This is a genomic window from Halobacillus sp. BBL2006 (assembly GCF_000786645.1).
Taxonomy (GTDB): domain Bacteria; phylum Bacillota; class Bacilli; order Bacillales; family Halobacillaceae; genus Halobacillus.
In genome coordinates, this window is sequence record NZ_JRNX01000933.1 from 1 (window position 1) to 1,846 (window position 1,846).

Here is a 1,846-nt window from a genome sequence, read left to right on the forward strand (position 1 = left end):
ACGATACAGCGAAGCCCCGCGCGAGCCGCAAAGGCCGCAGCAGAAGCAGAAGTGTTACCTGTCGAGGCGCAAATAACGGCTTTCGAACCTTCTTCAATCGCCTTCGCCATCGCCATGACCATGCCGCGGTCTTTGAAAGAGCCTGTCGGGTTGGCTCCTTCGATTTTGACATAGCCTTCAATTCCAAGTTCTTCAGAAATTGTTGGAATTGGGAGAAGGGGAGTATTTCCCTCGTGCAGTGTTAAGCTTGGTGTGTTCTTAGTAACAGGTAAAAATTCACGGTAATGATGCAGCAAACCTTGCCACATATCAGTCTCCCCCTTCTACACGGAATATGCTGTCGATATGTCTGATCGACGGTAGCTGTTCAAGCTCTTGTCTCGCTTTTTCAAAATCTTCTTCGCTCACTTTATGAGTGACCATCATGAGTTCACGCTCTTCTTCATTATCAGATTGACGTTGAATAATCTGGTCAAAGGAAATATCGTACTGAGCAAAGATCTGAGTGATCTTGTTCAGCATTCCTGCTTGATCAAGAACGTGAAGACGGATGTATTTCTTCGAAAGTTGTTCTGTCTTCGGTTTCACCTGTTTAGGGAATTGAGGCTGAACGTAAGCCGTACCCGTTGTTCCAAGACGAATATTTTTAAGGACAGCAATCAAATCTGAAACGACGGCTGTTGCTGTAGGAAGTTTTCCTGCCCCTGGACCATAGAACATCGTTTCACCGACCGCATCACCGTAAACATACACCGCGTTGAATTCATCATTTACGGAAGCAAGAGGGTGAGTGCTTGGAAGTAAAGCAGGTTCGACGCTCACAGATACTCCAGAATCGTCATTTTCTGCAATACCAATTAATTTGATTCGGTAGCCAAGCTCTTCGGCATACTTAATGTCAGAAAGTGAAAGACCGCGAATCCCTTTCACTTCGACATCCTCTAAATTGAATGGCATAGAAAAACCAAGGATCGATAATATTGTCATTTTTCTTGCTGCATCCAATCCATCGACATCAGCCGTAGGATCAGCTTCAGCAAACCCAAGATCTTGAGCTTCTTTTAATATACTGTCAAAATCCGCACCATCCTGGGACATTTTCGTCATGATATAGTTGGTCGTTCCATTAACGATTCCCATCATCTTACGGATACGGTCAGAAGAAAGGCCATCCATTATTGAACGGATGATCGGAATTCCTCCAGCGACACTTGCTTCATAGTAAAGGTCGCAATCTCGCTTCTGACAAGCTTCGAATAACTCCGATCCATGCTGAGCAATTAAATCTTTATTTGCTGTCACGATATGTTTTCCATGTTCAATCGCTTCTAATAATATGGTTAATGTGTGATCGATCCCACCCATCACCTCTACGATTACGTCAATTTCGGGGTCTCTCGTGATGTCTTCGTATTGATCGGTTAGAGTCGTAGAACCAGTCGGAAGATCACGGGATTTGGACAGATCACTGACAAGTACAGATTTAATCGTGACCTCGCACCCTGTTTTATGCTGAATACTTTCCTGATGATCGCGAAGGATCTCAATGACCCCGCTCCCGACCGTACCTAAACCTAACAATCCTACGGTAATGGTTTGTTTCATCGTTCACACTCCTTGTCCACTTGATAGATACATTACTCTTTATATAAAGGACATTGTAACGAAAGATAGAGGGAAGTACAAGGGAGAATTCATAACTATTTGAATTCACAGATTTTAAAAAAATTTTAATAAGGAAACTTTTTGAATTTTTTCATCCTATATTATATGGAAAAGCGGTTTTTTATTTCGAGAACAGATAAAAAAATAAAGGATAGATCATGAACGAAGGAAAAAAAGAAAA

The 1,846-nt window shown here is 42.4% G+C and carries 2 protein-coding genes; both read right to left on the reverse strand.

Features of this window, described 5'->3' with window-relative positions:
* The coding region (locus tag LD39_RS21185; RefSeq protein WP_035553631.1) for a pyridoxal-phosphate dependent enzyme at positions 1–308 on the reverse strand (308 nt) is incomplete at its 3' end.
* A gap of 1 nt (position 309) precedes the next feature.
* On the reverse strand, positions 310–1,605 hold the full coding sequence (locus LD39_RS21190; protein WP_035553634.1) for a homoserine dehydrogenase: 1,296 nt from the start codon (positions 1,603–1,605) through the stop codon (positions 310–312).
* Positions 1,606–1,846: the final 241 nt, after the last annotated feature.

Bases quoted from the DNA above. Each gene is read 5' to 3' on its own strand.
- LD39_RS21190 (WP_035553634.1), bottom strand. From the start codon at position 1,605: ATGAAACAAACCATTACCGTAGGATTGTTAGGTTTAGGTACGGTCGGG.